A 24,843-nucleotide genomic window follows, 5' to 3' on the forward strand; every position below is an offset into this window, starting at 1 on the left:
TTCCACATGATCCACAACCGTGTTCCACAAGCTTGTGCACAAGGCTGTGGATGATTTGTCGAAGCAGCACCCTATATCGCAGAAGAGCCCCAGGACTGCCAGGTGTGGAGGGGCAGTTGCGCGTAGGCGTTGAGCGACAAGTCGCTCACCTTCCCCTGTTGCGCGCGGTAGTAACCTGCGCTCGCAATCATCGCAGCGTTGTCCGTACACCACCGCAGAGGCGGAAAGACGACATCGATGCCCTCTCGTTCGCCGAACTCGCCAAGGCGGGCGCGAAGGCCGCGATTGGCTGCGACGCCCCCCGCTACCACCAACCGCGTGTAGCCCGTGTGATGAAGCGCCCGCCTGGTCTTCTCCACCAGAACGTCGATGACAGCGTCCTGAAAGCTTGCGCAGACGTCCTCGACGCAGATTTCCTCGCGCCGATTCCGCTGCTTGGTCAAAGCGTTGTTGACCGCCGATTTCAAGCCGCTGAAGCTAAAATCGTATCCTTCTTCCTCCAGTAGGCCACGCGGAAACGAATACGCCTCTCCGTTGCCCGTCAAGGCCAACTTGTCCACTTTGGGCCCGCCTGGATAGGACAGCCCGAGCAGCCGTGCGACCTTGTCGTACGCCTCACCCGCTGCATCGTCTCGCGTCTCACCTAATTTCGCAAAGCAAAACTGCTCGTCGACAGTCAACAACTCCGTGTGCCCTCCGGACACGACCAAACAGAGAAAGGGTGGGCGCACGTCGGTTCCAATCGTCGCCGCGGCCACGTGGCCGGCGATGTGGTGCACACCAATCAGTGGTTTCCCGGTGGCGAGTGCATACCCTTTGGCGGCCGAGACGCCAACGAGGAGGGACCCGAGCAGTCCCGGACCACATGTGACGGCAATGGCATCCACATCCGCCCAGTTCATCGAGGCATTCCGGAAGGTGTTCTCGACGACGCGCGTGATGTCCTCGACGTGGTGTCTCGAGGCCACTTCCGGGACAACCCCGCCGAACGCGGCGTGGATCTCCATCTGCGTGGCGGTGACTTCGCTCAGCAACTCCCTTCCGTCCCGAACCAGGGCCGCGGACGTTTCATCACAACTCGTTTCAATGCCTAGAATGATCAAATCAGTTCTCCCCCGGCCTTCACACTGTCCATCGGCGGTAAATCTACCCACATGATGATGGCGTCCTCGCGGTTGTCCGTATAATACCCTTTCCGCAGGCCGACGCGCTCAAATCCGTACTTCCGATAGAGGTTTTGAGCGACGGTATTCGACACGCGCACTTCCAGCGTCATCTTGCGACCACCGCTCGACGCGCACATCGACATCAGCGTGCGAAGTAACTTTTCACCTAGTTTGCGGCCGCGAAAATCGGGATCGACGGCGATATTCGTGACATGTCCTTCGTCGAGGATCATCCACAGCCCACCGTAGCCGACGACGCGGCCGTCGAGCTCTGCCACAACGTAGCGGGCAAGCCGGTTCTCCACCAGTTCACCGAGAAAAGCAGCTCGCGACCACGGGGCTGTAAAGGCGCGGTGCTCGACGCGGAGCACCTCATCGAGATCCTGGAGCAGCATTCGACGAATGACCAGTTTTTCTGTACTTTCTGCACTCATGGTCGCGCGCCTCCCTCTCGCTGCGATTGCAATTTGGCTTCCGCTTCTACAGGCAATGCATAATCGGGTAAAACCGTGTGGATGCGTTCCCCTTCGAAAACTGGATAATCGTCTTTCAGGGAGAGTCGGAAAAGCGCATCCGAAAACCTCGTACACACGTCGCTCCATGTCGCAAATTGAAACGCATGCCGACTGCAGTGCGGTTCTAATTCCGCCTGCGGCAAGTCGTGCACCAACAAAGGTATCCCGCAAGCCTTCCCGCCTGGCACCTCGTTTAACCACGCTTCAATAGGTTTCACCTCAGCTTGTGAACGTTGGCACAGTTGCCCGTTCGCAAGCGCAAACCAGCCGCCAAACGCGCGATGCCTCCTTGCAAACAGAAGCACGAGTACCGCCTGCTTCGCGGCTGACTGATCGGCACCAGCCGGTGGTACAGCGCCCATCCCTGCAGCGAGCGCAATGGCGTCGAGCGTCGGTACGGTGACCAGTGGTACGCGTAGCGCGTGTGCCATCGCCTTTCCCGTGGACACGGCCATCCGCACGCCGGTATATGAGCCAGGCCCGGTGCCGACGCCGATCCGCACGATGTCGCCCGCGGAAAATCCCGCCGATTTCATGACGAACTGGACAGACGGCTGAAGCAGTCGGGAATGTCCCCTAGGGACTCGCTGTGTCACCGCGCTGAGCAGCGTTCCGTCCATGCGTCCAGCGGCGACGCCGAGGGCGTCCGTTGCGGTATCCATGACAATTACGCCCATGCGACTACCCACTCCCACAACCGTCGTTGTGCCATCTCGCCGATGGCCTCGACCGCTATCTGCCGCGTCGTGACACCGTCGTCCGAAGGCTCGTCAAACTTCGCGTAGTCGATGGACACCGACAAATAATTGTCCAAATCCGCTTCCACACCACGGCCCCATTCGATGAGAACCACACCATCGCCGTCCAGGTAGTCATCGAAGCCGATTTGGACGAGCGACTCGGGCGTCAAGATAGGTTCAGAGGCCTCTGCGTCGTCATATAAGCGATATAAATCCATATGTATCAGGGGCACACGCCCTTCATACTCGGCGACGAGCGTAAATGTGGGACTCGTGACGGGCGACTCGACGCGCAATCCTCGCGCGACGCCCTGCGCGAAATGCGTCTTCCCGGCGCCCAAAGGGCCGTAGAGCAAGACCACGTCCCCCGCCTGCAAAAAGTTACCGAGGCACGCGCCCAACCGCTGCGTCTCCTCGGGTTGAGACGTCGTAACTAACCAATCGCGTAACATGTTTTTCTCCCTTTAGCGGGTTCGCCCAAAGTGACTCTAGTCGCTTCGAACGCTATGCCCTGCCAGATCGCGTATCCACGCGTTTAAAGTGATTGTATCCCTTCGGTTCGAGCACTTCCAGATGTCCATTTGGCCGCCGCATCACAACTCCGTCGCCGGCGTCACAACGGCCAATTCGCGTCACGGGGACTTGCATGGCTGACGCTGTCGCCAACAGCGATGCGAAGGCGCGAGTCGATGCCGCTCCGACCAGCTCGAAGTCCTCGCCGCCGTACAGCGCGTAGTCGAGGGCATCGCGGTGTAAGCCGCGAGCGAGCTCCTTGACCTCTGGCATCAGCGGCACCTGATCCGCCTCAATCACGCAGCGCACGCCACTGGCCGCCGAAATTTCGTGCAACTCGCTCGCCAGTCCATCGCTGACGTCATTGAGGGCGTGCACGCCGAACTTCGCACACAGTGTCCCGATGCCGACGCGCGGCTCTGGACGCTGATGCCGCTCGACGAGCCGCGCCTGCGCGATGCCCGACGCGGGCGTCACCTCTTGCATGACTTGTAGCCCTGCACTCGATCCCCCTAGGTTCCCCGTCACAAACAGGATATCTCCCGGCTTCGCGCCCGACCTCGGAATCGGATTCTCCGCTTCGCCGATGACGGTAGTCGTGATCACGAGCGGACCACTCGTCGAAACCACGTCGCCGCCGATGACATCGCATCCAAATCGCTCCGTATTTTCGCGCAACCCATCGTAGACTTGCTCGAGGCGTGCTTTATCCCACGCCGCTGGTATCGCGAGTGACACCACGGCGAACCTTGGCCTGCCCCCCATCGCCGCGACGTCGCTCACAGACACCGCGAGCGCCTTGTAACCCAAGTTGTAATCGGTGATGGTTGTGGGTAGAAAGTGAACACCTTCGACCATTGTGTCCGTCGTGACGACAAATGGCGCCGTGCTCGTCCGAAAGACCGCCGCGTCATCCCCGATCCCCAGTAGCACGTCCTCCCCCGGCTTTGGCAGCCGCTTGGCAAGTGCCGCAATCAGACCAAACTCGTCCATCCAAAAACACCTCCCAGTACAGAACACGCACCTATCCCATCATATCAATGTGGAAGGGCATGTTCGACGCCACTTGTCCATAGATATGAATGGGAGTTCATATTGCGGGGTGCAAACATGGAATACGTAATGACGTGGATTCACAATATCTCGTCGACCATCGTGTCGCTTGGCTACCCAGGCGTATTCATCGCCATGGTCCTGGAGGGCCTTGGTCTTCCCTTTCCAGGGGACGCCTTTCTCGCCTTTTACGGATACGCCGTGTCCGAACGCGAGATGAACGGCATCGCCGTACTGTGCATCGGATCGCTTGGCTACTTCGCAGGCGTCTCCATCATCTTTTGGATGGTCCGCAAGTTTGGAAGTCCCGTGCTCAAGCCACTCTATCGTATTCACATCTTGAGCCCTGCGCGCATGGAGCATACATCGGCGCTCATCACCCGATATAGCGCCCTCGTGCTCATCCCCGGGCGTTTTCTCCCAGGCATTCGCTCTCTGAGCACATACGCCGCCTCCTTCGTCGGTATGCCATACAGCACCTTTACCTCGTACACCATCGTGGGCTCCGTTCTGTGGTGCGGAATGTGGATAGGCCTAGGCTTTTGGTTCGGGGAAAACGTTCAGACTCTCTTAAAACACGTACAGTCGACATTGATGTGGGTGACCATTGTGATCGTCCTCCTCGCTCTGCTAGTCTTTGTAATACGAAGACTGCAATCCAGTTCGAGGAGTGGACAGTGAACCGTGTTAGTGGAGTGGTGTGTGCACAACGAAAAATTGGGCGTCCGAGAAGTCGTTGACAAAGTTGCGGGGTGGGCCGCACAACACCCCGCCAGTTCTCGGCACGGGAAGGCAGTTTGGTCGAACGACTCCCTCCCCTCTACCCTCGAAACGAAACGGTACGCGTGCGTCGAAGATTGTGCGCTGTGCTGTCGCCAACCATTCGTCCTCCTGAACCATCACGAGTGCGTCACGGCCCAGTCGGCCTCGGAGCTCTTCGAACGGATCACGAGGCGATTGGGAAACGGCCCCTCGACCAGAGATTGAAGGATACAGCGGTGTAAACGGGGTTGGCCCAGCCGATGGAGGCCTCCGGTCCAACCCCGAAGTAAGTTACGAGATGTTCGTCGTGTCCGTCTGCGTCTCTTGCGCCGGCAATGCCTTGACGATGGCACCCTGCGGGAAGTTGAACACGTTTTTGTTGACGATGGACGAAATGGCATCGTTCACGGCGTTCGCATCGACAGGTTGCTTTGGATTCTGGATGTTGACGCGAACTTTTTTGTTCTGATCCGTCATGAACGATAGAAATAACGCGAGTTTTGTCGCCACACTCTTCACCTCCACACCGATTTTTTCACCCGACCAAGTAGGAAACTTAGGCTGTCGTGTTCGATGTACTGGCGGTGATGACCACTTGATCCAGCCGAGCGACTTGCACCAGGGGCTCGTCGATGAGCGCGGCAAGTGCCTGTCCGACAGCTAGCAAGTCGTCGTCCGTCGCATTCAGGGCCACGTGTGGATAGTTGTGGCTCTTCAGCTTGGGCTGCCCAGCAGGTGTGGTACCGACTTGCGTTTGGATCTGCAAAACGCGGCTGACTGGCGTTGTCTGTGCCATGTGGGTCGCCTCCTCTCTGCGCTGTGCGCATGAGAAGAGATGCACGAGTTGGCCTGTAACGGGGACAGCGAAAAGGCGGGGAGCATCTTTGCGCGCCTTGCCTATGAATACTCTCTCGGGCTGTGCCCGCGTGTAACGCGATGGTGAATCGTTCGACGACATACCAGAGCGGCAGCCGCATGAGCGTTCGGTGCGAGGGAACGATACATGAGCCAGACCGCGAAATGTGATTGGAGGGAACCCGCATTGGGGATGAATAGCGGCGCAAGCGGAAGTGGATTTTTCCCATTCATCGGAGCGATGGGCGTCGATGCCAATCTGAAAACGGCACATGATCAGTACGATATCTATGTGAATGACGATTTTGTGGGGCAAAAGGCGCTCATCGCGCCATCCGAATCGATCGTCGATGTGGCAGACTATCTAAAACGGTGCAATCTCGGTAGGTTCACCGCAAGTCTTGACGGGGACCATTACATCATCGCCGCGCCAGACGACGAAATAGCACAGGCTATCAAAGGACAGCTACACGCGTATCTGCGAGCCCGATAGGTAGCTAGGCCGGCGAATGACAGGTGTTTGCCTAGGTGCAAATTCGGGACATGCGCCACATCGATAGTGCCCCACTTTGAGGAGGTCCCGGCGTCGGCGCGCCGACCCTACGCGTTCACGGGCCGGCGCCAGAACTCCAACACCTTACGCATCTCGACAGGCGTCGACAAGGGCACGGAACAGGCCGAGCACGGTCTCGTCATCCCGCCAAAGATTTTCCGGATGCCACTGGACGGCCAACGTAAATGGCCCGTCCTTCGATTCGAACCCCTCGACCAGGCCTTCAGCATCCCAAGCCACCGCTCGCAGCGGCTTTGCGATATCCTTGACGGCCTGATGATGAAACGAGTTCACTCGAATCGACGTCGTCCCGCCGAAACAGGCCGCCAATCGACTCGCCCCGTCCAGCTTCACGCGGTGACTTAAATGGTTGCGAGGAGCCTTTTGGCTGTGTTGTGTCTTACCCTTCCACTCACGCGGAAGGTCCTGGTACAAGGTTCCTCCTAACGCGACGTTGAGGACTTGCATGCCACGGCAAATACCGAGAATCGGTTTGCCCTGCGCGCGCATCATCTGAATCAGCGAAATCTCCAGCCTATCCCGCTCAGCGATCACGTCCCCCAGCCCATAATGGGGTTCCTGGCCGTAGGTGGCGGGATCGACATCTTCACCGCCGGTCAGCAACAGCCCATCGAGGCGCCTTGCGAGTTCGCCCAATGTGACGTCGTCCGTCAAGAATGGAATGACCATCGGAATCCCATCCACCCTTTGTACCCCAAGTGCGTAGTCATCGGACAGCGAGACGCCCTGCAACGGCAGGCCAGAAGTGGTTGTGCGCATGTGGCGCGTGCCGGTGAGGCCGATCACAGGTTTTGTCATCTGGTTGCCCCCTTGGTCAGTGCCAACTGTGTAGGTAGACTTCTTGTGCATCTGTCAGGTGGTCGATAGAGACGCCCCAACTCTGCAGTCTCATTCGTGCGACCTCGACATCGGTCGCCCGAGGGATCATATGCAGGCCAGGCTCATACCTGTGCTGGACAACCTCCCGCAATCCCAGGGCCTGCAGGGCGAACGTCATATCCATCACCTCTGCGGGATGCCCGTCCCCCGCGGCCAGGTTGACGAGACGGCCTTCGGCGATCAAGTAAATGCGCCGACCGTCGGCGAACTGATATTCGTCGATATTCGGCCGTACCCGGCGCACATTCTTCGCGAGCGATGCGAGGTCTGGTTTGCTGATCTCCACGTCGAAGTGCCCGGCGTTACCAAGAATGGCACCGTCCTTCATCCGTTCCATCGCCGCTCTGTGAATGACGTGCTTGACGCCGGTGACCGTGATGAAGTAATCTCCGTGTTCGGCCGCTTCTACGATAGGCATGACGGAAAACCCGTCCATAGCAGCTTCCACAGCGCGAATAGGGTCGACCTCTGTGACGATGACCTTCGCGCCAAGTCCCTTGGCCCGCATCGCAACGCCTTTGCCACACCAGCCATAGCCGACGACGACGACCGTCTTCCCGGCGATGACGAGGTTTGTCGTCCGCATCACGCCATCCCACACGGACTGGCCCGTCCCATACCGGTTGTCAAACAGGTGTTTGCAGTCCGCATCGTTGACGGCAATCATCGGATACTTCAAGATGCCTTCTTCACTCATCGCGCGCAATCGAATGATCCCCGTCGTCGTCTCCTCACAACCGCCAATCAGGCGAGCTGCCTGCTCCGGTCGCTCCTGATGCAAGATGGTCGCTAAATCGGCGCCATCGTCGATGACGGCAATCGGGTCGTAGTCGAGCACCGCCCGCAGATGGCCCTGGTACTCATCTTGCGTCGCGCCGTACCACGCAAATGTGGTCACACCCCGCTTGACTAGTCCAGCAGCCACGTCATCCTGCGTACTGAGTGGATTGCTGGCGGCGATGGCGACATCGGCTCCACCAGCTTGTACGACAAGCGCTAGATAAGCGGTCTTCGCCTCGAGGTGGAGACACATCGAGATTCGCTTCCCGGCAAATGGCTGCTCCGCGCGAAACCGCTCCTCCAATTGACGCAATAACGGCATGTGATCGCGCACCCAATCAATTTTCAACTCACCTTGTCCGGCGAGCTCAAAGTCTCGGATTTGAGATTTGTCTTGCGCTTGGCTCATCGAGTTAAACTCCCTTTCGGACGCGCACTTTCAAGATGGCTCACATTGTACATGAAAAAAGGGCGGATTCACATCCGTCCTCGTTTGATATAACCATGCAATTGTTAAAAGTCCACAAGTCCAAGGCTGATGAGAAGCCCGTCATTGACCATCTTCATCATGGTGTCGTCCAAGTGCGTGATTTTGTCCGTCAAACGCTGTTTATCCAACGTGCGCAACTGTTCCAACAATACGACCGAGTCCCGTTCTAGGCCATAGGGCTGAGCCGGGATCTCGACGTGAGTTGGCAGTTTCGCCTTTTGGATCTGGGCCGTGATAGCCGCCACGATGACGGTGGGACTAAAGCGATTCCCGATATCGTTCTGAATGATTAGAACGGGGCGAAAGCCCCCTTGTTCAGAACCGACTACGGGTGACAAGTCCGCAAAGAAAACGTCCCCTCGTTTGACGTTCAATCACTTACACCCCGCTTACTAAGCGTTCCACCGTGCCTCCCGCTTCTTGTTCCAAGGGAAATGATTCGGAAGCAATTCGCAAATTCAAACGAGCCATTTCCAGATACCCCTGCTGCATCTGTTCGCGAATGTCGTTCTTACGGTGCGCTGTTACATACATACGCAAGGCTTCTCGTACAATTTCACTGCGATTTGCGCTATCCGTTCGAGCGAAGCCATCCACTTGCTCTAGCAACTGCTCCGGAACGTAGACTACCATGCGTTTTTTGCCGGACACGCGCGGCACCTCCACTGCTCTGGTGACACATTTCACATCGGCTATTATAGCTTTCCACCTCAAGCAGGTCAAAGTTGTAACTCACGAGTTCGGTTCATTCACATACAGTTTTGGTACCCGCGAATTAATTTGACACACCATTTCATAAGGGATCGTCATTGCGAGCGACGCCACATCGGACAATGATAGCACGTTTTGCTCGCCGTGGCTGTCACTTTCGAACGATTTTTCTAACCATTCGCGACGATCTTCCGGCGGCTTGCGATGCCACTTTTCAGGTGTCCATGCCGCCGGAGCCGCCCTGCCGAACAGTGTGACAAAGTCGCCAACCCGCACCGTTGACACATTCGACACGTCAATCATCAATTGGTCCATGCAAATTCGGCCCACCACCGGCACAATCTGACCGTGCACCAGAACTTTCCCCGAATTGGACAGAACTCTTGGATATCCATCAGCATACCCAGCGGCGACCGTGGCTACCCGCATCGGTTGCGTCGCCGTAAAAGTAGCGCCGTAACCAATGGTTTCTCCTGGAAGCACATCTGCAATCCGCGTGATGGAACTGTACATGTGCATCACTGGCCGCAATTCGGGCATTGGAAGCACGGATTCGTCGGGGGAGTAACCATATGCCGCAATGCCGATGCGCACCATGTCGAAGTGCCATTGCCCGTTTCGAAGGACGCCGCCACTGTTCGAGGCGTGCACGGTCGGAACGTCATACCCAAGTGCCCGCAGTTGGGAAATCATATCGGCGAACCGCCGAATCTGCTCTGCGGCATGTTGGTCGGAGGGCCCATCTGAACATGCCAAGTGCGTGGATACGCCGGACCAGGTCATATCCGAGCGGTTTAATATTTGATTCAACACGACCCTCGCATGTTCGATGGACTTGAAGCCAAGCCGATTCATCCCTGTGTCAAGCGCAGTGTGCACGTGCAGCGGCTCGCTGCCCATCACTGGCAACGCGTCGATGTCCCCCCACGCATCGGTGTAGGTGACGTGAATTTGGTGCCGTGCCGCGATCGGCAACTCCTGTGCACCGACCGAACCCAAGACCAACACCGGCTTAGCGTATCCGCATTGGCGCACCTGCAATGCCTCTTCCAGCGACGCCACCCCGACTGCGGCGACGTTCGACTCCGCCAACACCTCGAGAATGGGCGCAACGCCGTGCCCGTACGCATTGGCCTTCACGGTGACAAGAAGCTTTGTCTCTGGATGAACTCTGTTTGCCATGACGCGCAGGTTATGCGCGAACGCTCGTAGATCTACGATAGAAAATGTCCCGCGATACAAGGAAACCACCACCCATTTAAGAAGTTTAGCAATGGTGCGGGGTTCTGCCTAGCACTATCTGCAATGTCGTGCAAAGAAAGCGCACACACGCGAAAAGGCGGTGGCACACGGTCTGTGCACCACCGCCGTTCGTCCTGTCAGGATAGCCAATGCGGTATCTTGAATGACTGATCATAATACAAAATTTATTTCCCAACCTGACTGAGCGTAGACATGGCAATTTGTTCCATTTGTTCCTGGTTCAAATCGTTGCTGGTGATGGCGTATTCGACCCCATTGTTCAGCCACGTCAGGCTCGACACGTTGTCGCCGTCCGTGTACATCGCTGGTACTCCGTACATGTCCACCAACTGCCCTTCCGGGTCACCTTGTTGACCTGGCGTCGGACGCCACTCCTGCAACAAGTAGTGGTGGTCTCCCCCAAACTTCATGACTGCGCTGGTCTCGCTCGGTTGCGTCAAGCTCGTCAGCTTTGTCCCAAACAGAGTTTTGGGTTCGACATACCCGAACGCTTGCTCGTCGTCGCTCGTCATCGTCGTTTTCGTTTGGCTGCTGACCATCGACTGCGGATCGAAATCTGTTTGTTTAAACTTCACGTTTGTGCTGAACGATGTGAACGTAAGGGTCACAGCTGGCTTCCCGTCTTTGTCCAACAGTTTCACGGTCTTCGGTTGAAGCGTCTTAGAATCGAGCACGACTTGCTGCGTGCTGATGGTGTCTGACGCAGGGGTGACCGGCAGGTTGAAAATGTATTCTCCGTTCGCCTTCGACATCTTCACGTTCTTGGTGGTCGTAATCTGCTTCAATAACTGGTCGTACAGATAGATTTGACCCTGATTTTTTGCCCAATCCCCGTTGAACCGGAAGACTTTTTGAAGCGACGGACTCACGATGAACATCCCGTTATCGTTGTGTACGATGACTTGGTGCACCTGTTTGTCCTGGTTGCCGAGGGCAATCTTATACGTAGTCGGCGACTCGTAGGAGACTTGCACAGAGTACGTCTGCGTATTGTTGTCCATCTGTACTGTCATCGTCGCGTCGCTTTGATAGTTTGTGCTATCTAATTGTTGGGCTTGTGTCTGGATTTTCTGGTTGACCGACTTACCCGTCGGGACGCCGCAGCCTACGACAACGCCACCCACCAGTCCGAGTGCCAAAACGACTGCCGTAACCTTTCGCATAGCCACCTCGCCTTTCTCCGACACACACCATTCAAGTCATCTCAAGGTCCAACATCCGCCCTGTCGAAAAGCGTCATTATTGCTCGGGAAATGTAGTCGACGACGTCCGAAGCCGTCGTACTCACTGGCGTCAGCGCCGCTCCCGCAAGTTCCCCTGCACGGCCGTGCAGCCAGGCCCCTAGCGATGCGGCATCGAACGGTTCCAACCCTTGTGCCAAAAGGCCGCCGATCACGCCGGCCAACACGTCGCCACTCCCGCCGACGGCCAAAGATGCATTTCCCGTCGGGTTGACGCGCACTGAGCCGTTCGATGTGGCGATGATCGTTCGATACCCTTTCAACAGCACGACCGCACCCGTCTGTGCCGCGAGTTGCTTTGCAGCCGCAAGTCTCCTCGCCTGCACCTCGGCTGTGGTCCACCCCAGCAGGGCGGCACATTCCTTTGGATGAGGAGTCAAGACGAAGCGGTCTCCTATCGTCAGGAGTCCCCCATCTCGCTGGAGGCCCTTCAGTCCGTCTGCATCGATTACGCAAGGGACCCTCGCACTCGTGTCATCCGCTTCGTTCACCAGGTGTCGAACCAGGTCTTCGCGCGCTTCCCCTAGTCCCGGTCCATAGACGATGGATGTACAGTCGGTCAGCGCGCAGGCTGGACGCGTATCTGTCCGAACGACGTAATCCGGGGCTGGAGCGTGCGACAACGGCCCACCGGTGACCAGGATCACAAGACCCGCACCAGCCCTTGCCGCACCTGCGGCAGCAAGCATCGATGCCCCTTGCATCTGGCCGACGTAAATCCCGCAGCGCCCGTATGACCCCTTGTGACTCATGGCCTCGCGAGTGCCCCATTTCGCGCGTAATACGGCGGGATGGACATACGTGGCTAATCCCTCCGGCAGCGGCGCTGGGATGCCAATATCCACCACGTGCACGTGACCGGCGTACAATGCGCCCGGTGTGACGGCTGTACCCAGTTTCTCGAACGCCATCGCGACAGTTTCACTCGCCTCGACAGCGACGCCGTACACTTCTCCCGTCGATGCATTCACGCCGGACGGAATGTCGACGGAGATGGTTGGGCGATTCGCGGCGTTCATTTCCTCGACCATTTCCCGGTACACGCCGGCGAGCGGCCTCGCCGTTCCGGTACCCAGAAGAGCGTCGACGATCAGTTCACAGGTGTCGTCGTGAAAACTGCCCGCACGATAGACAGTCCAAGTGACACCAGCCGCACGAGCCATGTCGAACGCCTGTCGTGCGTCGCCTTGAAGCGTCGAGTCTGGATCCTGTGCACAAACCACTCGCACTTGCACGCCAAAGTGGCGCAGCCAGCGAGCAGCTAGCCAACCATCTCCCCCGTTGTTACCTTTTCCACACGCAATGCACACCGACTTCACGCGACGTTCGCGGACGATTTGTGCGACTGCTTTTCCCGCATGGTCCATCAGGACGATGCCAGGCACCTTGAGTGTCTCGATGGTGTCGTGATCGAAACACCGCATTTGTTCACTCGTGACCAGATACACACGGTACCCTCCTCGAGGATGCTATATGGATATTCGGCGTGTCCCAACAATATGTACAAACATCCCGTTCCCCTGGCGCCGTGTTGAGAAACTCAGGGGCGCTCCCAAATCGCTGTGGCAAACGCCAAGGTCGTGTGGTGGCTGATGCTCAGGTGGAACGTGTCGGACGGCGGTAAATCTGCGAGCGCCGAGGGCGACTTGAACTGGACTACAAGCCCGGACTCCGTCACCATCACGTCGACATGACTCATCGCGAGTCTCCCAATGCCGCAGCCGACTGCCTTGGCGAGCGCCTCCTTCGCCGCGAACCGCCCGGCGACGAATTCCGCTTGCCGTTTTCCCCCGTACGAGAGCGCCCTGCACCGCTCGTCTGGTCCAAGCACCTTGCGGCAGAACGCGTCGCCGTATCGCTCTAGCGCGGATAAAATCCGGGCAGTTTCTACAATGTCGGTGCCTACGCCCAAAATCATGTCAATGGCCTCCCCATGAATTCATTCCCATTTTACAGGACACTTGTGTGAACTTGTAACGAACGACGACGTGAAATGAACGACGTTTTGTGGCACAATCGTATAGAACTTAAGCAGAGAGGCGGAACTCGCGGTGCACCATGCGCTCGATTTGTTTCTGGTCCTGGTAACGGGATTCCTATTTGTCTTTTTGGTTCGCATTCGGCCGGATGCAAAACCTTTGTCCAGAAAAAAAGCCGTCGGGCTGTTTGTCGTAGGGCTCGTAATTGGCGTCATTTTCCTCTCAACCAACTCCCTCTACGTCACGCCTGCGGGACTTTGAGGATACAGCGGCGAGCCTGTGAATAAGAATGGGAGGCGGTTGTAAACGTGATCGTTTTAAAAAGTAAGCACGAAATCGCATTGATGAAGGAAGCAGGACAGGTCGTCGCAGGTTGCCACGAGGCGCTGCGAGACTTCGTTCGCCCGGGCATCACGACGCTTGAAATCGACGCGTTCGTCGAGTCATTTATCACAAAGTACAACATGGAACCTGCGCAAAAAGGGTATCACGGTTATCCATTTGCGGCGTGTACCTCGGTGAACGACGTGGTGTGCCACGGCTTCCCCAGTCAATACGTCCTGCAGGATGGGGACATCGTCACTGTCGACATGGTCGCGTTGCACAAAGGACTGCACGCAGACTCGGCGTGGAGCTATGCAGTCGGAGAGATTAGCGAGGAAGCAAAGCGCCTGTTGGATGTCACGAAGACGTCGCTTTACAAAGGCATTGAAGTATCGGTCGTGGGAAACCAGATCTCCGATATTGGGCACGCCATCCAGACGTACGTCGAGGAGCAGGGCTTTTCTGTGGTTCGCGACTACATCGGGCACGGCATTGGCCGGCAGATGCACGAAAGTCCGGAAGTTCTTCACTTTGGTCCGCCGCATCGCGGCGCTCGGATTAAGAAAAACATGGCATTCACCATTGAGCCGATGGTCAATGTGGGCGCGTATGAGTGCAAACTGGACGAAGATGGCTGGACCGCTCGCACGCAAGATGGCAGCTTGAGCGCACAGTACGAGCACACGCTGGTCATCACGGACAACGGTCCGGAGATTATTACGGAGCAGAGCTGAGCATCTGCTCGACTCAAGCTCGTACTGAGCTGGCCGTTCACGATACAAAAGGGGCCGCCCCGAACCGGAAAACCCGTTCGCGGCGGCCCTGATTTCAAAACCGGGTAGGGTCCAAATCATCGAAGTCACCCTATCAGGGCTCTTCCCAATTCCCCGAGGCTATATGATGCGCCACCCACAATCACGCCGACGAGTGTCATCTCGAGGCCGCTTATCCACCAACCGCGCACGGTCATCCGCGACTTCAGCGCGCCGACTACGAAATGGGCCAAGATGCTGACGATAGCCGCCACCACCAGTGCCGGTGCCCCGCTCATGAAAAAGAATGGAATCAGAGGAATGACAGCGCCGACGAGCGTCGAGACTCCGCCGAAGAGGGCCGAACGCCACGGGTTGCCGCGGCTGGTTTCGTGAATACCCAACTCTTCTTGCGCCATCGTCGTGAGAAACTGCTCTTTATCAGACGCGATTTGCGCCGCGATTTGCGCCGCCTCATCCGCAGCAAAACCCTTTAACTCATAGATGAGCGCCAGCTCTTCCATCTCGTGTTCCGGATCTTCCTCAATCTCCATGCGCTCCGCGTGCAATTCGGCTTCCATCAGCTCGTTTTCCGACTTCGTGGCCAGCCACGCCCCTGCCCCCATCGACAAGGTGCTCGCCAACGCGCCAAACAAGCCACTCACGAGAATGGTTTGATCCTGGCTGGTGTACCCCGCGACGCCGGCGATGATCCCAAACAGCGCCCCAAGTCCGTCATTGACGCCGTAGATGGCGTCGCCGAGCCATCCGCTCGTCTGGTTTTTGTGCCACCGCTCCGAGTTCCACAACCCCTTTAATCGAGGTTTGGGGCTCCCCGTTTCCGGTTCTCCAAACTGGGCGGCGATATCGGCATGCAACTTTTCGTCCTCGTCAATTTGGTCATAAATCGCGATATACTCTGGATCATCGATCACATTTCGCTGCGATTGATACCAAGCGTCGTTCCCTTGCTCAATCCGCTCGATCTCGCCGAGCAAGTGCGTGAGGTCCCTCGACGCGGGGACCTCGTCCACCTTTACCGCAACTGCTTCTGTCCCGGCCCCCAACTCGGCCAACTTGTCTTTCCAAAGCGCCGCATGCCGATACTCGACGTCGGCGAGCTTCAACAAGATCTCCCGTCGTCGGCTGTCCGTTTCTCTCGCGGCTGCAGCCTCATACAGCTTGGCTGCCTGGAGTTCGCGCCTCAAATTCTCGCGCAGCGTCTTCTCCAGATAACGACTCACCGGATCACCTCCGCTATCTTCCTCTATACACGGGCAGCCAGTCCGCATGAACTGGCTGCCTACCGTATCGATCTCACGTATCGATCAAATTCAATTGTGATCATGCACGGCGGGCTCCATTTCGTCAAGCGAGCAAAACCTAGGTCATAGGTCGACAAAATGCCCGGCTCCCCTCGAGTGGTTACTGAGGAGCGTGTCGTCGATGATAAAATGCGCATCGAAAAAGATTTTCGCTAGGTACTCCAGTGGTGTTCTTGCCACTTCTCCGTACGATTTTCGGGTATACAAGTCGTGCGCGTTTGGCAGCTCCTGCTTGATCTGCTTGCGGAGCCGATTGCCGGCCGAGTCTGCATCCACTAGGATATACACGTCATCTTGTTGAAGGGGGACAATTTCATCTTCCACTTGTTCATAACTTAATGTTCCCTTCGTGCATACGACCTCGACATCTTCACGAATGACACGAAGGATTCGTGCCTTATCTGTCTTCCCCTCAACGATGATCACCTTGCGCGAAGTCGATGATGCATGCATAGCGCCCAACTTCCTTCCATCAGATGAGAAACGCCGACTTGGAACACTATCATGTTATGTGAAATCTGAATGTTTCCTCCACAACTATCTTACCATGTCGCCAAAAAGCGGTATGTACGGCCAGTGATCGCCACCTCTGGACACCCGCCCGGGCAAACGCTGGGATCGGCCATAAAATGAGTTGAGTAAAAAGGAGGAGAATGTATGACCCGTCGAGCGAGCGTCGACGCAACACCCTGTTTCCTTCCGCTCTTTCTCCTGTTCGGGGGCATTGCTGGAGGGCGTGCAACAGGTGCACGTCCCTACACAGAGTGGTCTCACCGCAATCCAGCTCCGGTGACGCCAGGTTTTGGTCCCCGCCTTGGCGGGCAGCAGACAGGTCCATACAGGCCGAAAAGTCCAGCCTATTATTCGCCTTGGGTGATTCACCCTGCACCCCACACGTCCCCTGTCGCACCTGGAACAGGGCAGCAGATGTGGTTTTAGCGCTTCCGTCGAACCGAGGCCAGGCACGCAATCCTTTCATTCCCCCAGTGCACCGCTCTCTGCGGACGCTGGGCGGACTTCTTGTCTGGACAACCTGGCGGATAGGCCTGTCGCACAAATAGCACGAGAGTGGCTCCCAAAACAGGGGCCACTCTGTTGAGCGTCTAACCAGGGTCAGATGGTCAACAGCAAGACGGGGCCGGGGCCGGGGTGTAAGCTGGTACGAGGAGGAAGAATAGCACAAAGATAATCAGAAACACGACCGCCCAACGGGTATAGCCTCCAAATACACCGTACATGAGTATCCCTCCCTTAAAATTTGTGCATTCACCGCACACTCCCATACAATTCAGGTACCACAACCTCTGTTAGGGATATTCGTCTACGGACACCGCAATTTTAGGCACCGTTGACACGGAGGATATCAGGAGGCACAGATGTTTACGGAATTGAACTACACTGAAGTGCTCGCCATCGGTTCGCGCCACAGCCGAGCCGCTGTCTTTTTCTACACGCCGCTCTGCGGAACCTGTAAACTTGCACGGCGAATGCTCGAGATTGTCGATGCCGCCATACCAGGACTCACCATTTATACTTGCGACGCCAATTTTGCGCGCCCACTGCTCGAGTCGTGGAAGATTCAGAGCGTTCCAGCGCTCGTGTACATCGACGAAGGGAAGCCCGTCGACATTCAGTTTGCCTTTTCCGGTGTGGACGAGCTGTACACTCGATTGAAGGAGTTCTTTGCGTAATCTGTCGCTCTTCGCCCAAATGACGCACGCACAGGGAGGCCTGTTTCGAGATGTGGAAGGAGTTTAAACAGTTCGCTTTACGTGGTAACCTCGTCGATTTGACGATAGGATTCGTCATCGGGAACGCATTTAGCAAGGTGGTCACGTCCATTGTTAACGACATCATCATGCCGCCGCTGGGGCTGTTCATCGGGCACGTGGATTTTTCAAACCTGTACATCAACCTCAGCAGGAAGCATTACGCGTCCTTTGCCGCAGCACAAGCAGCAGGTGCACCAACCATCAACATCGGGACGTTCTTGAACAACGTCGTCAACTTTCTCATAGTTGCCGTGGTGATGTTCGTTGTCGTGCGCAACCTGAACCGGTTGGCTGCACACCGCAGGCGCGAGGCAGAGGTCAAAACGGCTCGCTTGTGCCCCTATTGCATCCAGGAGATAGCCGACGATGCAACACGCTGCCCCCATTGCACGTCGCACCTGACGGAAGCGACAACCCACGGCGACGCGAGCGAGTCGTGAGCGTAAAAATTACAAACTGGGGATAATATGGTCAGCTACTCACCATTATCTCGAATGTTTTTCGATGTTCACAAATTTCATGCGCGAAGCGGTAGGAATCGTGGCGGTTTATGTCGAACATTGACCGCTCGTAAGCGCAAATGGATTTCGTCTAGCGGTAATGAGTTCCGAATTTTAGGGGGTAAAGGACTTGAGAAAGAAATTGTTGTCCGCCGCAGCAGCGGCCGTTGCACTCACCGTACTGACCGCTGGTTGCGGGACCAATTCGACGGGTGGCTCGACATCCGCCGGCAATGCCGCAGGTTCTGCAAGCGGTAGCACAAGCAGCCTCAAGGTCGGCCTGGTGACAGACACCGGTGGCCTGAACGACAACAGCTTCAACCACCTGGCCTACGTGGGTCTGCAGAAAGCCGAGCAACAACTTGGAGTCAAGGGCAGCGTCGTCCAATCGCAGTCGGAATCCGACTACGTTCCAAACCTGAGCAAATACGCTCAACAAGGTTACGGTTTGGTCATTGCGGTCGGCTACCTGATGCACGACGCAGTCGAACAGGTTGCGAAAGAATACCCGAAGACCGACTTTCTGATCATCGACGACTCCATCACCGACCGTCCGAACGTGTCCAGCGCCATCTTCAAGTCTGAAGAAGCTGGCTACCTCGCTGGCGCGATGGCGGGCCTGTTGCAAACGGGACACTCGCTGAAGGGATTGAACAGCCAGAATGTCGTCGGCGTGATCGGCGGACAGGACATCCCTCCTGTCGACTCCTACATCGCAGGCTTCCAGCAGGGCTTCAAGAAAGAAGATCCAACCGGCAAAGTGCTGTTACAATACACCAACAGTTTCACTGACCAGGCACTTGGCAGCCAATACGCACAAAATCAGATGTCACAAGGCGCAGATATCATCTTCCCAGTGGCTGGCGGATGCGGCATTGGCGCCATCAACGCAGTGAAGAGCGCTGGAAAATACGCCATCGGCGTGGACACGGACCAAGCGTACTTAGCGCCTCAGAATGTCATCACCAGCGCGATGAAGGGTGTGGATACCTCCGTATTTGACACCGTCAAGAGCGTACAGTCGAACACCTTCCACTCGGGCGTGACGAACTTCGACCTGAAGGGGAACGGCGTCGGCTTGGGCAAGGTCCTTAGCGGCGTTCCACAAAGTGTGATCGACAAAGTGAACGCCTTAAAGCAAGAGATCGAGAGCGGTAAGATTCAGGTTTCCGCAAACGTGCAATAATCTCGTGCAAATCTAGACTGGGCGGGTGGATTGCGGCGACCAACCACTGTGGAGCTGCAACCACCCGCTTTGTCTGCACGACAGTCCAAGACAGGGGAGGGCCACGGACGCTTGGAAAACTTCTTGGAAGTGATCGACCTAAAAAAGTGGTTTCCCGGCGTGAAGGCGAATGACGGTGTCAACCTCACGCTGAAACGCGGAGAAGTTCATGCCATTCTCGGCGAGAACGGCGCCGGAAAATCGACGTTGATGAAAATGATCTACGGCCTTCTGGAGCCAACTTCCGGTGAGATCCGGCTAGCTGGCCAAGCGGTCCATTTTCGGAGCCCGCGTGAAGCCATTCACGCCGGCATCGGCATGGTGCACCAACACTTTATGCTCATTCCCGCGCTGACCGTGGCGGAGAACGTCGTTCTTGGCGACGAACCCGGAGGCGTCAATTACAATCGTCGCGAAGCGGTAAAGCGGGTTCGTGAACTATCGGAGAAATACGGTCTCGATATCGATCCGACCGCAAAAATCTCGCAGTTATCCGTAGGCCTGCAGCAGCGCGTCGAGATTTTAAAGGCGTTTTATCGCAAGGCTCGCCTGATCATTCTCGATGAACCCACTGCACTTCTGACACCGCAAGAGACGCGCGAGCTGTTCAACATCGTTCGCAGCCTGAAGGCGGAGGGCACGCCCGTACTCTTTATCAGCCACAAATTGGATGAGGTCAAAGAAATCAGTGACCGGGTCACGGTCATGCGCGCGGGCAAGACAGTCGATACGGTGTCGACTTCCGGTGCGACGCCACAAGACTTGGCCAACATGATGGTCGGCCGCGAAGTGGTTCTGCGCGTGGAAAAGAAAGACGCCGAACTGGGGGCGCCGGTGCTGCAGTTGAACGACGTAAAGGTTCGCGACAAGTCCAAGAATCTCCGGGTAAAAGGGATTACACTGGAACTCCGACGCGGTGAAATACTCGGGCTCGCAGGGATTGACGGCAATGGGCAGTTTGAGTTGGCCGACGCCATCGCTGGGCTCCTCAAACCAGAGGGCGGCCAAATCGTCTTTGACGGCGCAGACATCACACATTTGTCGCCAGCCCAGCGAACGGAGCGCGGAATCGCGTACGTCCCGCAGGATCGCCACGCGGATGGACTGGTCCTCGAATTCGATCTCGTCGAGAACACCATTCTCCGCGATTTCCGCAAGCGGCCGTATTCGAAAAGCGGCGTAATCCGCCGCGGTGCATCGGAGGACTACACGAAGCGGCTGATTCAAGAATTTGACGTGCGCCCACCACATCCGTCACGAAAGGCTTCGGAACTGTCCGGAGGCAATCAGCAGAAGGTCATTCTGGCCCGCGAGGTGTCCCGCGGCCCAATGATGCTCATCGCCGCACAGCCAACGCGCGGATTGGACGTCGGTGCCATCGAGGGCATCCACCGACAACTCATTCGACTGCGCGATGAAGGCAAGGGCGTCCTACTTGTATCGCTTGAGATGGATGAGATTTTGAGTTTGTCTGACCGCATAGCGGTCATCCACGACGGTCAAATTGTCGACGTGGTTCCCGGAGACACCGCTACCCGAGAACAAATCGGTCTACTGATGACCGGAACGCGCGCGAATGCGGAGGTGTCATCGACTTGAAAGCACTGCGCTCCACTATCTTAGGTCCTGTCGTCGCCACGCTGCTGGCGATGGTTATCGGTGGGATTCTCGTCTCTGCAATGGGGTACAATCCCTTTGTCGTCTATGGTTCCCTCGTCTCAGGGGCATTTGGCAATGCAATTAGTGTGGGCAACACCATCACGGCAAGTATTCCGCTGATTCTCTGCGGTTTGGGCATCGCCATTGCCTTTCAGTCAGGTTTATTCAACATCGGAGCCGACGGCCAATACTGGGTCTCCGCCGCCGCGAGCGTGTGGGTCGGCTACCATTTCACGGGCCTGCCTGGCTGGCTGCACATTATTTTTTGCCTTGTCGTCGGCATGCTCGTCGGCGCCATCTGGGGCGGGATTATCCCCGGTTTAACCAAGGCATACGTGGGATCGAGTGAAGTCATCACGACGATGATGCTGAGTTATATTGGCATTCTTCTCGCCCGCTATCTAATTGAAGGCGGCCCGATGCAACAGAAGGGATTCAACCCGGAGTCTCCACAAATCGCACAGAACACGCAATTACCTTATTTTAACCAGACGCTGATGCAGTCCCAGTTGTCGCTCGTCGCCGTCGCTATCACGATTCTCGCCGCAGTTGCGGCCTGGTTCTTGCTCTACAAGACGACAATGGGTTACCAGCTCCGCGCCGTGGGCTTCAATCAACGCGCCGCGCGCTACGCGGGAATGCGCGTGACACTGTTCACCATCATCGCCCTTTGCCTGTCGGGGCTCTTCGCCGGCTTGGCCGGCGCTGTGCAGATGCTCGGCGTCGACCATCAGCTGCTCGACGGGTTTTCGTCGAATTACGGTTATACCGCGATCGTCGTTGCGCTGCTCGCGCGCAATAACCCGTTTGGCGTGTTGCTCGCAGGCCTCTTCTTCGGCGCGTTGACCACGGGTGGCCAAAACATGCAAATCGTCTCCAACGTCCCTGCGGCCCTGACGGACGTACTCCAGGGTCTCATCATTTTCTTCGTCGCCTGTGAGCGCATTATTCCACAAATTATTCAATGGTATCGACGCCGTCGCAGCTTGCATTCGAGCGTCGCTGCATCCTGATGTACGGGAGGGAAGTGAATCCGTGAACATCTTCGCAGACCCGCAAATTTGGGCCTCTACGCTGTCCATGGCAGTGCCGCTCGCATTGCCGGCTATCGGCGGTACCTTCTCTGAGCGTACCGGCGTCGTCAACGTCGCGATGGAAGGCATCATGCTCATGGGCGCATTCTTTGGGGTCGCTTTCGCCTATTGGACAGGCAGCGCCTGGATTGGACTCCTGATGGCACTGGTCATCGGCGGTCTGACGTCGGCAGCTTTTGCTTGGGGAGCCATCCGCGTCTCGGCTGACCAAGTCGTCCTCGGCATGGCCATCAACATCTTTGCTGGCGGCATCACCGCCTTCTTGCTCGACACGGTGTTTGGGTTTAACGGAACGCCGGTTTCCACCCCAAAGTTGCCCAACGTGAGCATCCCGGGGATCGATAAAATTCCGTATATCGGAGAAATATTTACAAACCAGAGCATACTTGTCTACGTGATGATTCTTATCGTCATCCTCTCGCACTGGTTCTTATTCCATACCCGACTTGGACTGCGGATGAGATCCGTGGGTGAAAATCCACTCGCCGCAGACACCGTCGGCATCAACGTCTGGCGCCTGCGCTATTCGGGTGTCATCATCGGCGGACTGCTGTCCGCGCTGGGCGGTGCGTACCTATCTATCGGGGTCCTCAACAGTTTCTCCGTCAACATGACCAACGGACGCGGTTACATTGCGTTGGCGGCGATGATCTTCGGTAAATGGACGCCATTCGGTGCGTTTGGCGCTGCACTTCTGTTTGGTTTCTCCACGGCTCTCGGCATCGTTCTGCAAGGGCATGGCGTCTCGTCGAACCTCCTGCAGATGATTCCGTACGGGCTGACCATCTTAGCCCTTACCGGGCTCGTGGGCCGTTCCACCCCGCCTGCAGCCGATGGTTTGCCTTATGAGCCGAAGCGCTAAGGGAGCTGTCCGCGGTTTTCCTCGGCCCAGGGCTTGACCCTAGTCTGAAGGGTTAAACTACACTCGGTGAACCGATACAGGCAAGATAAAAAGGCTACCCTTCTCCTCGAAGGGTAGCCTTTTTATGCGGTCCGACATGTAGCGCATCAAGAAAGGTAGAGGTGAATGTCAACCGGCGGAGAAATCGTTAGAGAACGTGACCCATTTCGTCCGAGAGTCCTTGATAGAGACTGCCCCGCCCATCTTCAGGACTTGCTCACCCCGACGCTCAGGGCCACTTCGATTTCATCCCACGTCAGGTACCGACGCACGATATCTTCCTCGACCAGTTCCGTTCCACGTTGCACCTCGATAAACTTGAGGCCATTGTCCGTTCGTATCGCGTGCCATTGGTCAGCATAGACGCGCACGACGTCACCGGGCCCGACGATAAAGCGCGATGTGTCCAAGATCACCTCACCGTGTCCCTCGATGATCGTCCACACTTCACTGCGCATCATATGCTTCTGATAGCTGATATTCTTGTCCGGGTACAGTTCGATGCTCTTGGTGAGCACTTCGGTCCCATCGCGCAGTTTCTGATAGTCGAGAACGCGATATGTACCCCAAATTCGCTCCTCGTACATCGGGCGGTTCTGTAGTGGCGACACCACATCCTTCAGATGAGTGGCAGCGTATTTGTCCGCGGCCAGTATTCCATCTGGGGTCGCCACGAGCACAGCATCCTTCAGTCCCAGTGCAACCACAGGGACCCCGAGTTCATTAATAATGTGCGTGTTCTCACACTCGTGTGCAATGCCCTGGCCAACTGCGAAGGTGGCCATTTGTTCGGAGAGCGCCGCCCAAGTACCAAGGTCATTCCAAGTTCCCTGGTACGAGTGCACGATGATCGATGAGGCATGCTCGACCACTTCGTAATCAAAACTCCGTTTGGGTAACGTGTCGAACGCTTCGACACACTCCTCGTACGTCGTAGGACGGCCGGTCGCTGCCAGGTGGGAACGAATCCACCCTGCACGGAAACAAAACACACCACAGTTCCACAGGGCGCCTTGACGAATGAGCTCTTGTGCCTTCGACGCCTCCGGCTTCTCCACGAAGGAAGAAACGTAGCTTACATCGTTCACCCGCGTCGTGGAATCCGGCACAATATATCCAAACTTACTTGTCGGAGAGGTGGGCTTTACCCCCATGAGGGCTAGGTCTGCATTTGACTCGTCGAGTAATTTGACGAGTATTTGGAGGTCGCAGAAGTAGTGATCATCGACGAAGTGATCGACAGGGCAGATGACGACGGGCTCTTCGTCCGGAATCCCGACCACGTCGAGCAAGTACAGGGTGGACAGCGCGATGGCGGGAAACGTGTCACGGCGCAGCGGCTCCTCGATACAGGCCACATTGCCAACCTGCGCACGAATCATTTCAACCTGTGCCTTGGAGGCGCAGACGTACGCGTCTGGTTCCAGTCCACACCGATGGAGTTGCCCCCACACCCGCTGCAACATCGACTGCGGTTGTGCTGCCTGTGCGACTGGCAGGACACGCAGAAATTGCTTCGAGCGAATGTCATTCGACATAGGCCACAAGCGTTTGCCTGACCCGCCACTGAGCAGTACCAACTTCAACCTTTCATTCCTCCATCAACCCCGAAGATGTGTCATCGAGTGATCTTGTACTAATTTGCCGACTTCGCCGAGCGGAACATGACTGACTCCCGGATTTGACAATTCATTTGCCGTCGTGTGCTTATCATGGGTCGTATCCCAGCTTGCGATACTCGCTACTGTGTCAAGTTTATCAAGGACTGAC

At 56.7% G+C, this 24,843-nt stretch carries 29 protein-coding genes; 11 read left to right on the forward strand and 18 right to left on the reverse strand.

The genetic code is table 11. The features are described 5' to 3' along the window. Positions 1 to 71: 71 nt before the first annotated feature. The 5 genes from tsaD to thiL are packed head-to-tail and all read right to left on the reverse strand — an operon-like array spanning position 72 to position 3,927. Positions 72 to 1,103, reverse strand: coding sequence for a tRNA (adenosine(37)-N6)-threonylcarbamoyltransferase complex transferase subunit TsaD (gene tsaD, locus NZD89_RS26190; protein ID WP_268005569.1), 1,032 nt, complete (start codon positions 1,101 to 1,103; stop codon positions 72 to 74). After that, on the reverse strand, positions 1,100 to 1,600 hold the full coding sequence (gene rimI / locus NZD89_RS26195) for a ribosomal protein S18-alanine N-acetyltransferase (protein WP_268005570.1): 501 nt from the start codon (positions 1,598 to 1,600) through the stop codon (positions 1,100 to 1,102). Before rimI ends, tsaD begins: the two co-directional genes overlap by 4 nt. Continuing rightward, the gene (tsaB, locus tag NZD89_RS26200; protein WP_268005571.1) at positions 1,597 to 2,358 is read right to left on the reverse strand and encodes a tRNA (adenosine(37)-N6)-threonylcarbamoyltransferase complex dimerization subunit type 1 TsaB; all 762 of its coding nucleotides are present in this window, start codon (positions 2,356 to 2,358) and stop codon (positions 1,597 to 1,599) included. Before tsaB ends, rimI begins: the two co-directional genes overlap by 4 nt. After that, complete coding sequence (tsaE, locus tag NZD89_RS26205; RefSeq protein WP_268005572.1) at positions 2,349 to 2,873, reverse strand: tRNA (adenosine(37)-N6)-threonylcarbamoyltransferase complex ATPase subunit type 1 TsaE; 525 nt, start codon at positions 2,871 to 2,873, stop codon at positions 2,349 to 2,351. The genes tsaB and tsaE overlap by 10 nt, the downstream gene beginning before the upstream one ends. Before the next feature lie 52 nt (positions 2,874 to 2,925). Continuing rightward, complete coding sequence (thiL, locus tag NZD89_RS26210; protein ID WP_268005573.1) at positions 2,926 to 3,927, reverse strand: thiamine-phosphate kinase; 1,002 nt, start codon at positions 3,925 to 3,927, stop codon at positions 2,926 to 2,928. Between the two features lie 117 nt (positions 3,928 to 4,044). Here thiL and NZD89_RS26215 point away from each other — a divergent pair, with 117 nt between their 5' ends. Further along, positions 4,045 to 4,668: a DedA family protein gene (locus NZD89_RS26215; RefSeq protein ID WP_268005574.1), complete on the forward strand. Its 624-nt coding sequence runs from the start codon at positions 4,045 to 4,047 to the stop codon at positions 4,666 to 4,668. A 372-nt stretch (positions 4,669 to 5,040) separates the two neighbouring features. On the opposite strand, the gene NZD89_RS26220 is transcribed toward NZD89_RS26215, so the two are convergent. Together NZD89_RS26220 and NZD89_RS26225 are read right to left on the reverse strand one after the other, a co-directional pair. After that, positions 5,041 to 5,259: a DUF2922 domain-containing protein gene (locus tag NZD89_RS26220; protein WP_268005575.1), complete on the reverse strand. Its 219-nt coding sequence runs from the start codon at positions 5,257 to 5,259 to the stop codon at positions 5,041 to 5,043. Between the two features lie 46 nt (positions 5,260 to 5,305). Next, positions 5,306 to 5,545 carry a DUF1659 domain-containing protein gene (locus NZD89_RS26225; RefSeq protein WP_268005576.1) on the reverse strand — a complete coding sequence of 80 codons (240 nt, stop codon included), beginning with the start codon at positions 5,543 to 5,545 and terminating at the stop codon, positions 5,306 to 5,308. Between the two features lie 246 nt (positions 5,546 to 5,791). Between NZD89_RS26225 and NZD89_RS26230 the strand changes: the two genes are divergently transcribed. Beyond that, the gene (locus NZD89_RS26230; RefSeq protein WP_268005577.1) at positions 5,792 to 6,097 is read left to right on the forward strand and encodes a hypothetical protein; all 306 of its coding nucleotides are present in this window, start codon (positions 5,792 to 5,794) and stop codon (positions 6,095 to 6,097) included. Positions 6,098 to 6,241: 144 nt separating this feature from the next. Here the strand turns inward: NZD89_RS26230 and NZD89_RS26235 are convergent, their stop codons facing one another. The 8 genes from NZD89_RS26235 to acpS all read right to left on the reverse strand — a co-directional run bounded on the left by NZD89_RS26235 (position 6,242) and on the right by acpS (position 13,460). Then, positions 6,242 to 6,976, reverse strand: coding sequence for a gamma-glutamyl-gamma-aminobutyrate hydrolase family protein (locus NZD89_RS26235; protein ID WP_268005578.1), 735 nt, complete (start codon positions 6,974 to 6,976; stop codon positions 6,242 to 6,244). A 16-nt stretch (positions 6,977 to 6,992) separates the two neighbouring features. Next, positions 6,993 to 8,246 (reverse strand): adenosylhomocysteinase, encoded by a 1,254-nt coding sequence (locus NZD89_RS26240; RefSeq protein WP_268005579.1) that lies wholly within the window; start codon positions 8,244 to 8,246, stop codon positions 6,993 to 6,995. 104 nt (positions 8,247 to 8,350) lie between these two features. After that, entirely contained in the window at positions 8,351 to 8,701 is a 351-nt protein-coding gene (locus NZD89_RS26245; RefSeq protein WP_268005580.1) for a type II toxin-antitoxin system PemK/MazF family toxin, read from the reverse strand. A 4-nt stretch (positions 8,702 to 8,705) separates the two neighbouring features. Continuing rightward, the gene (locus NZD89_RS26250; protein WP_268008623.1) at positions 8,706 to 8,960 is read right to left on the reverse strand and encodes a CopG family ribbon-helix-helix protein; all 255 of its coding nucleotides are present in this window, start codon (positions 8,958 to 8,960) and stop codon (positions 8,706 to 8,708) included. 99 nt (positions 8,961 to 9,059) lie between these two features. Further along, the gene (alr, locus tag NZD89_RS26255; protein WP_268005581.1) at positions 9,060 to 10,289 is read right to left on the reverse strand and encodes an alanine racemase; all 1,230 of its coding nucleotides are present in this window, start codon (positions 10,287 to 10,289) and stop codon (positions 9,060 to 9,062) included. Positions 10,290 to 10,465: 176 nt separating this feature from the next. Next, on the reverse strand, positions 10,466 to 11,464 hold the full coding sequence (locus NZD89_RS26260; RefSeq protein WP_268008624.1) for a LolA family protein: 999 nt from the start codon (positions 11,462 to 11,464) through the stop codon (positions 10,466 to 10,468). 41 nt (positions 11,465 to 11,505) lie between these two features. Beyond that, complete coding sequence (locus tag NZD89_RS26265; RefSeq protein ID WP_268005582.1) at positions 11,506 to 12,990, reverse strand: NAD(P)H-hydrate dehydratase; 1,485 nt, start codon at positions 12,988 to 12,990, stop codon at positions 11,506 to 11,508. Between the two features lie 92 nt (positions 12,991 to 13,082). Next, entirely contained in the window at positions 13,083 to 13,460 is a 378-nt protein-coding gene (gene acpS / locus NZD89_RS26270; RefSeq protein ID WP_268005583.1) for a holo-ACP synthase, read from the reverse strand. Positions 13,461 to 13,593: 133 nt separating this feature from the next. Here acpS and NZD89_RS26275 point away from each other — a divergent pair, with 133 nt between their 5' ends. Both NZD89_RS26275 and map read left to right on the forward strand, forming a co-directional pair. Next, complete coding sequence (locus tag NZD89_RS26275) at positions 13,594 to 13,782, forward strand: hypothetical protein (protein WP_268005584.1); 189 nt, start codon at positions 13,594 to 13,596, stop codon at positions 13,780 to 13,782. A gap of 47 nt (positions 13,783 to 13,829) precedes the next feature. Next, positions 13,830 to 14,579 carry a type I methionyl aminopeptidase gene (gene map / locus NZD89_RS26280; RefSeq protein ID WP_268005585.1) on the forward strand — a complete coding sequence of 250 codons (750 nt, stop codon included), beginning with the start codon at positions 13,830 to 13,832 and terminating at the stop codon, positions 14,577 to 14,579. Between the two features lie 125 nt (positions 14,580 to 14,704). On the opposite strand, the gene NZD89_RS26285 is transcribed toward map, so the two are convergent. Together NZD89_RS26285 and NZD89_RS26290 are read right to left on the reverse strand one after the other, a co-directional pair. Next, positions 14,705 to 15,841, reverse strand: a complete 1,137-nt coding sequence (locus NZD89_RS26285; protein ID WP_268005586.1) for a VIT1/CCC1 transporter family protein — start codon at positions 15,839 to 15,841, stop codon at positions 14,705 to 14,707. 144 nt (positions 15,842 to 15,985) lie between these two features. Beyond that, entirely contained in the window at positions 15,986 to 16,375 is a 390-nt protein-coding gene (locus tag NZD89_RS26290; RefSeq protein WP_268005587.1) for a toprim domain-containing protein, read from the reverse strand. Positions 16,376 to 16,579: 204 nt separating this feature from the next. Between NZD89_RS26290 and NZD89_RS26295 the strand changes: the two genes are divergently transcribed. The 7 genes from NZD89_RS26295 (at position 16,580) to NZD89_RS26325 (ending at position 23,034) form a co-directional block, all read left to right on the forward strand. Further along, positions 16,580 to 16,861 (forward strand): hypothetical protein, encoded by a 282-nt coding sequence (locus NZD89_RS26295; protein ID WP_268005588.1) that lies wholly within the window; start codon positions 16,580 to 16,582, stop codon positions 16,859 to 16,861. Between the two features lie 437 nt (positions 16,862 to 17,298). Next, positions 17,299 to 17,613, forward strand: coding sequence for a thioredoxin family protein (locus NZD89_RS26300; protein ID WP_268005589.1), 315 nt, complete (start codon positions 17,299 to 17,301; stop codon positions 17,611 to 17,613). 50 nt (positions 17,614 to 17,663) lie between these two features. Beyond that, positions 17,664 to 18,134 (forward strand): large conductance mechanosensitive channel protein MscL, encoded by a 471-nt coding sequence (gene mscL, locus NZD89_RS26305; RefSeq protein ID WP_268005590.1) that lies wholly within the window; start codon positions 17,664 to 17,666, stop codon positions 18,132 to 18,134. A 190-nt stretch (positions 18,135 to 18,324) separates the two neighbouring features. Beyond that, positions 18,325 to 19,380, forward strand: a complete 1,056-nt coding sequence (locus NZD89_RS26310) for a BMP family lipoprotein (RefSeq protein ID WP_268005591.1) — start codon at positions 18,325 to 18,327, stop codon at positions 19,378 to 19,380. Positions 19,381 to 19,491: 111 nt separating this feature from the next. Further along, positions 19,492 to 21,018 carry an ABC transporter ATP-binding protein gene (locus tag NZD89_RS26315; protein ID WP_268005592.1) on the forward strand — a complete coding sequence of 509 codons (1,527 nt, stop codon included), beginning with the start codon at positions 19,492 to 19,494 and terminating at the stop codon, positions 21,016 to 21,018. After that, positions 21,015 to 22,091, forward strand: coding sequence for an ABC transporter permease (locus tag NZD89_RS26320; protein ID WP_268005593.1), 1,077 nt, complete (start codon positions 21,015 to 21,017; stop codon positions 22,089 to 22,091). The genes NZD89_RS26315 and NZD89_RS26320 overlap by 4 nt, the downstream gene beginning before the upstream one ends. Positions 22,092 to 22,113: 22 nt before the next feature. After that, positions 22,114 to 23,034, forward strand: coding sequence for an ABC transporter permease (locus NZD89_RS26325; RefSeq protein WP_268005594.1), 921 nt, complete (start codon positions 22,114 to 22,116; stop codon positions 23,032 to 23,034). Positions 23,035 to 23,279: 245 nt separating this feature from the next. Here the strand turns inward: NZD89_RS26325 and NZD89_RS26330 are convergent, their stop codons facing one another. Beyond that, positions 23,280 to 24,659 (reverse strand): sugar phosphate nucleotidyltransferase, encoded by a 1,380-nt coding sequence (locus NZD89_RS26330; RefSeq protein ID WP_268005595.1) that lies wholly within the window; start codon positions 24,657 to 24,659, stop codon positions 23,280 to 23,282. Positions 24,660 to 24,843 lie beyond the last annotated feature (184 nt).

Source organism: Alicyclobacillus fastidiosus, from assembly GCF_026651875.1.
In the GTDB taxonomy this organism is placed as follows: domain Bacteria; phylum Bacillota; class Bacilli; order Alicyclobacillales; family Alicyclobacillaceae; genus Alicyclobacillus; species Alicyclobacillus fastidiosus.

Bases quoted from the DNA above. Each gene is read 5' to 3' on its own strand.
- rimI (WP_268005570.1), bottom strand. From the start codon at position 1,600: ATGAGTGCAGAAAGTACAGAAAAACTGGTCATTCGTCGAATGCTGCTC.
- tsaB (WP_268005571.1), bottom strand. From the start codon at position 2,358: ATGGGCGTAATTGTCATGGATACCGCAACGGACGCCCTCGGCGTCGCC.
- tsaE (WP_268005572.1), bottom strand. From the start codon at position 2,873: ATGTTACGCGATTGGTTAGTTACGACGTCTCAACCCGAGGAGACGCAG.
- thiL (WP_268005573.1), bottom strand. From the start codon at position 3,927: ATGGACGAGTTTGGTCTGATTGCGGCACTTGCCAAGCGGCTGCCAAAG.
- NZD89_RS26215 (WP_268005574.1), top strand. From the start codon at position 4,045: ATGGAATACGTAATGACGTGGATTCACAATATCTCGTCGACCATCGTG.
- NZD89_RS26225 (WP_268005576.1), bottom strand. From the start codon at position 5,545: ATGGCACAGACAACGCCAGTCAGCCGCGTTTTGCAGATCCAAACGCAA.
- NZD89_RS26235 (WP_268005578.1), bottom strand. From the start codon at position 6,976: ATGACAAAACCTGTGATCGGCCTCACCGGCACGCGCCACATGCGCACA.
- NZD89_RS26240 (WP_268005579.1), bottom strand. From the start codon at position 8,246: ATGAGCCAAGCGCAAGACAAATCTCAAATCCGAGACTTTGAGCTCGCC.
- NZD89_RS26250 (WP_268008623.1), bottom strand. From the start codon at position 8,960: ATGGTAGTCTACGTTCCGGAGCAGTTGCTAGAGCAAGTGGATGGCTTC.
- NZD89_RS26260 (WP_268008624.1), bottom strand. From the start codon at position 11,464: ATGCGAAAGGTTACGGCAGTCGTTTTGGCACTCGGACTGGTGGGTGGC.
- acpS (WP_268005583.1), bottom strand. From the start codon at position 13,460: ATGATTTTGGGCGTAGGCACCGACATTGTAGAAACTGCCCGGATTTTA.
- NZD89_RS26290 (WP_268005587.1), bottom strand. From the start codon at position 16,375: ATGCATGCATCATCGACTTCGCGCAAGGTGATCATCGTTGAGGGGAAG.
- NZD89_RS26295 (WP_268005588.1), top strand. From the start codon at position 16,580: ATGACCCGTCGAGCGAGCGTCGACGCAACACCCTGTTTCCTTCCGCTC.
- NZD89_RS26300 (WP_268005589.1), top strand. From the start codon at position 17,299: ATGTTTACGGAATTGAACTACACTGAAGTGCTCGCCATCGGTTCGCGC.
- mscL (WP_268005590.1), top strand. From the start codon at position 17,664: ATGTGGAAGGAGTTTAAACAGTTCGCTTTACGTGGTAACCTCGTCGAT.